Annotated in this window: 7 protein-coding genes; 3 read left to right on the top strand and 4 right to left on the bottom strand. The window is 63.3% G+C overall.

Translation table 11 applies throughout. From position 1 onward, the window contains the following. A partial coding sequence (locus tag MOV75_RS28805) for a deoxyribodipyrimidine photo-lyase (protein ID WP_247007031.1) occupies nucleotides 1-760 on the top strand: 760 nt, incomplete at its 5' end. Nucleotides 761-826: 66 nt separating this feature from the next. Continuing rightward, the gene (locus MOV75_RS28800) at nucleotides 827-1,144 is read left to right on the top strand and encodes a histone (protein WP_246919396.1); all 318 of its coding nucleotides are present in this window, start codon (nucleotides 827-829) and stop codon (nucleotides 1,142-1,144) included. Nucleotides 1,145-1,198: 54 nt separating this feature from the next. Here MOV75_RS28800 and MOV75_RS28795 read toward each other — a convergent pair whose 3' ends face one another. From MOV75_RS28795 to MOV75_RS28785, 3 genes are all read right to left on the bottom strand, one after another. Further along, complete coding sequence (locus tag MOV75_RS28795; RefSeq protein ID WP_246919399.1) at nucleotides 1,199-1,942, bottom strand: hypothetical protein; 744 nt, start codon at nucleotides 1,940-1,942, stop codon at nucleotides 1,199-1,201. Between the two features lie 97 nt (nucleotides 1,943-2,039). Further along, nucleotides 2,040-2,912 (bottom strand): DMT family transporter, encoded by an 873-nt coding sequence (locus MOV75_RS28790; RefSeq protein ID WP_246919402.1) that lies wholly within the window; start codon nucleotides 2,910-2,912, stop codon nucleotides 2,040-2,042. 98 nt (nucleotides 2,913-3,010) lie between these two features. After that, nucleotides 3,011-3,457 carry a hypothetical protein gene (locus MOV75_RS28785; RefSeq protein ID WP_246919405.1) on the bottom strand — a complete coding sequence of 149 codons (447 nt, stop codon included), beginning with the start codon at nucleotides 3,455-3,457 and terminating at the stop codon, nucleotides 3,011-3,013. Nucleotides 3,458-3,758: 301 nt separating this feature from the next. Between MOV75_RS28785 and MOV75_RS28780 the strand changes: the two genes are divergently transcribed. Next, on the top strand, nucleotides 3,759-4,019 hold the full coding sequence (locus MOV75_RS28780; RefSeq protein ID WP_246919408.1) for a hypothetical protein: 261 nt from the start codon (nucleotides 3,759-3,761) through the stop codon (nucleotides 4,017-4,019). A 30-nt stretch (nucleotides 4,020-4,049) separates the two neighbouring features. On the opposite strand, the gene MOV75_RS28775 is transcribed toward MOV75_RS28780, so the two are convergent. Then, on the bottom strand, nucleotides 4,050-4,313 hold a 264-nt coding region (locus MOV75_RS28775), incomplete at its 5' end, for a host attachment protein (RefSeq protein WP_247007030.1).

The raw sequence follows: 4,313 nt of genomic DNA, 5'->3' as shown, positions 1-4,313 counted from the left end.
CGATCGCGACCGCCCGGATCGCGAGGGCACCTCAGGCCTGTCGCCGCACTTAAGGTTCGGCGAATTGAGCCCGCGCCAGGCCTGGCACGCGGCGCGGTTCGCCGCGGATGAAGATCCGGCACTCGGACCGGGCATCGACAAGTTCCTGAGCGAGCTCGGCTGGCGCGAGTTCTGCCGCCACCTCCTCCACGATCATCCCGGCCTCGCCACCGAAAACCTGCAGACGAACTTCGACGGCTTCCCCTGGAAACCGGACAAGAAGGCGCTCGCCGCCTGGCAGCGCGGGAGCACCGGCTATCCCATCGTCGATGCCGGCCTGCGCGAGCTCTGGCACACCGGGGTGATGCACAACCGGGTTCGGATGGTGGTCGCCTCGTTCCTGGTCAAGCACCTCTTGATCGACTGGCGCGAGGGCGAAGGCTGGTTCTGGGGTACGCTGGTCGATGCGGACGCAGGCAGCAATCCCGCCAATTGGCAGTGGGTCGCCGGCTGCGGCGCCGACGCCGCGCCCTATTTCCGCGTGTTCAACCCGCAGCTTCAGGGCGAGAAGTTCGATCCCGATGGAACCTACGTTCGGCGTTGGCTGCCGGAGCTGAAAGACCTGCCGTCTAAGCTGATCCACCAGCCGTGGCGGGCGACGCCGATCGAGCTTGCGAGCGCGGGCATCACGCCCGGCAAGACCTATCCGCAGCCGATCGTCGATCATGCCAGGGGGCGCCAGCGCGCGCTCGCCGCTTACGCAAAGATCCGCAAAGGTTGAGCGCTGCTTTGACACAATTTCGAAACCGGCTATCGTCATCGCTCTATTCAAACAATGGGGGACGATATGGACGACGAGAAGCCGATCACCGAGCAGGCGATGGACACGATCACCAATGCGGTGGAAGCGACCAAGGACGCCGCAGTCACCGCCGTCAAGCAGGTGAAGACAGCCGCCAAGAAGGTCGCGAAGAAAGTAGCCCCGAAGAAAGCTGCCAAGAAGAAAGCCAAGAAGGCTGCGAAGAAGGCTGCGAAGAAGACCACGAAGAAAGCGGCGAAGAAATCTTCAAAGAAAGCCGCGAAAAAGGCCACCAAGAAGTCTGCGAAGAAGGCCGCCAAGAAAGCCACCAAGTCGAAGAAGAAGGCCAAGAAGGCCAAGCGCTGAGCCCAACGCTTGGAGACGTCTCCGGGTGCGGACGCACCCGGAGACGCCGACACCCTACCCTCGCCGCTTGGCTGCGCGCCGGCCCGGGTGATGCTCTCCCTTCGGATCGCGGAATTCGCTGCGATGGCCGCGGCGGTCCTCGGCGTTGAAGCGCCGCCGCTTTTCCGGCGAGCCGAACTGCTTGATCAGCCGCCTGCCGTTGACCTTCTTGATGACGTAGCCACCCTCGGTCATCGAGAACGGCTCCTTCAACGATCCCATATGGTCGAATTTGGTGCCGCGGGGATGCCCGAACGGCTCGAACCAGGATGGATAGACGAAGTTCGACATCGGAAAACCGTTGACGAGAAACGACTCCTCCTCCACGGCGTCGCAGACCTCATAGGCATATTGGGTGTGGCGGGTCTTGTCGGCCCACAGATTGGCCATGGGATCGAGCACCATCTCGAACAGCTCGTGCGACGCCGCCACGCTGACGGGCTCGTCACCCAGCGCCTTGACGAAGATCTTCGAGATCGGCTGTCCCCGATGGGTCAACTCGTGCCGTCCGAGGAAGTTCTTGTGGGAGGCATCGTCGAAATAGACGAGCTGCCAGTCCGTCGACTTGGGCTTGTGGGTGACGTCGAGATCGACGGGGTAGCCCCATATTGGCAGGAAGTGCTCGTCGTAGCATTTCTGAAGCGCGGCCGTGAGCCTCGCCATCATCCGGTCGCTTATCATCTCCTCCGCGTAGTTGATGCAGGCAATCCGGACCGGCCTTAAGGACCTGCCGAGCAGTGCGCGCCGCGCCTTCTTCATGAAATCACCGTGTGAAAGGGAAGCTGAAATCAGCCCAGCCTAACACGAGCGCGTCCCGCACGTCCGGGATGTATTCCGGCGACCATACCCTGTCTGACTAGAAGCGCCGGTTGACGACGAACACCGCGGCCGCGCACATCGCCATGCCGGCAATCGCCAGCCCATCGAGCTTCTCGCCGAACAGCAGATAGGCCATCAGCGCGGTCACGGCAGGCACCAGATAGAACAGGCTCGCGACCGAGGTCGCCGCGGCGTGGCGGATCAGCCAGTACAATAGCCCGATCGATCCGATCGAGAGTGCCACGGCGAGCCAGGCGAGCGCGAGCACGAATTCCCGCGTCCAGTGCACCACGCGGTCTTCGAACAGGAAGGCCCCGATCGCAAAGAAAATGGTGACAGCGACATATTGCACGAGATTGCCGGCGCGCCAGTCGATCTGGTTGCAGTAGCGGCGCTGATAGAGCGTGCCGAGCGTGATGCTGATCAGCGAAATCACCGAGGCGAGCCAGCCGAGCCCGGCTTCGCCGGTCATGGGACGGTTGTGCAGGATCATCACCACGCCGCCGAGGCCGAGCACCAGCCCTGCCCATTGCAGCGGCGTCACCCGCTCGCCGAGCCAGCGGTTGGCAATGGTCGAGGTCAGGATCGGCTGAAGGCCCGGAATGAGCGCGGAGAGTCCGGCCGGGATCGAATGCGCGATCGCGATCGCGGTGCCGCCGAGATAGAAGCCGTGGACGAGAATGCCGGCGACCGCGCTATGCGCAATGCCGATACGATCCGGCCATTCCGGCCGCGCGATCGCCGCGATCATCGCCATCAGGCCGACCACGATCGCCATGCGGATGGCGAGATAGGTCAAGGGATCGGCATTGTTGACGACGTATTTGGTGCCGATGAATCCGGTGCTCCAGAGCAGGACGAACAGGATCGGCGCGGCGCGGGCGGTCAGGGCTTCTTGATTGTGGTCCATTGCCGCCTTCATTGCCCCAGCGGGGGGCTATGCGGCAATGCGAATTTCGTCCGGACGATGCTGCGCTGCGAGGCAGGACAACGGCTCAGCTCAGCCGCTCACCACTCTTCCGGACAGGGGTCGATGATCTTCCAGAGCTCGATGCCGTTCTTGATTTTCTTCATGTCGGTGGTGAGCCCGCCATTGCGCCGAATCCAGTCCTTCACCGTATTGGGATAGTAGGACATCAGGTCGGACGTCCCCTCGGAGCTGGTGACCTTGATGCCGAAGGTGAAGGCCTTGTCGTAATAGGCCTGGTGGAAGCCAAGGCTTGCGCGCGGCGTCACGCAGATCTTGTTCATCGGCACCATGCCGAGCACCAGCGTGCAGGCTGAGTTGCAGATGCCGTCGATGATGACCCGCTCGCCCTTCTCGCGGACGCGCTTGTACTTGGCCTTGTATTCCTCGACATAGCCGCCGTGGTCGCGGGTAATATGCAGCTCGGCCCGCGCCGGCGCGGCGGCGGCGATGGAGAGCAACAGCAGGCTCAGAAGCGTGATGCGCATGGCGGCGTGACGGCAAAGCCTTCAGGAATGGACCGGCCTCGAAGGACCCGTGAATGAGCCCTGGGGCCGGCGGGAGGATTCTTAACCGAATAGTCTTTGGTCATACTTGTGTGGGGAATTCGTTAAGCATCCCGAAAAGGCCAAAAATGGGCAGGCCTGGACGGCATTTCCGACAATTCTGTCACACCCACCCGGGAATCTGCGGGATTGTCCCGGATTTCCGGGCGCTGGACGGGTGCCCTGGAGGATCGAAGTGGCTATAGATGGCCGACCTATTCGCGCGGGTCCCCGGAGAATCAAGATGAGCAAGTTGAAGCTTGTAGCCGCGGTTGCTGCCCTGTCGGCCGCAATCCTAGCCCCTGGCCTCGCGGAGGCGCGGGGACACCACCGGTACCACCGCTACGTCAACCCGCTGCCCTACCCGATCAGCTATGTGCACAATTACGGTCCCGGCATCACCCCCGGCACCTTCGCCTATTACGATGGCCCGTCGACCAACCATTGCTACCAGGGCGCGGCGGCCTATGTCGGCCAGGACCGCCGCCGGCACCCCTGCTACTGAGGGACGCTGGTGCGGTCTCTGCGGGCGCCCCTATTGGGCGGCGCCCGACAGCAGCAATTGCTTCTCGATCTCGTAGACCGGCAGCTTGACGAGATCCTTGCCGATCTCGCCCCGAAGCGCCTTGCGCATGACCTCCGAGTAATCGGCACGGATCATGCCGAGGGCACGTGGTGAGGCCACCATGGTCAGGGCCGTGGTCTCGCCGGCGTTCACGGCGGCATCGAGCCGACCCGCCAGGCTCCGCAGGAAGGCGCGCTCGGCCTCATCATGCCAGTCGGTCTGCTCGGCCGAGCT

The organism is Bradyrhizobium sp. PRIMUS42 (genome assembly GCF_023006515.1).
Taxonomy (GTDB): Bacteria; Pseudomonadota; Alphaproteobacteria; order Rhizobiales; family Xanthobacteraceae; genus Bradyrhizobium.
Note: the sequence above shows the minus strand (reverse complement) of the source record. Positions and strands in the feature narration are given on the sequence as shown.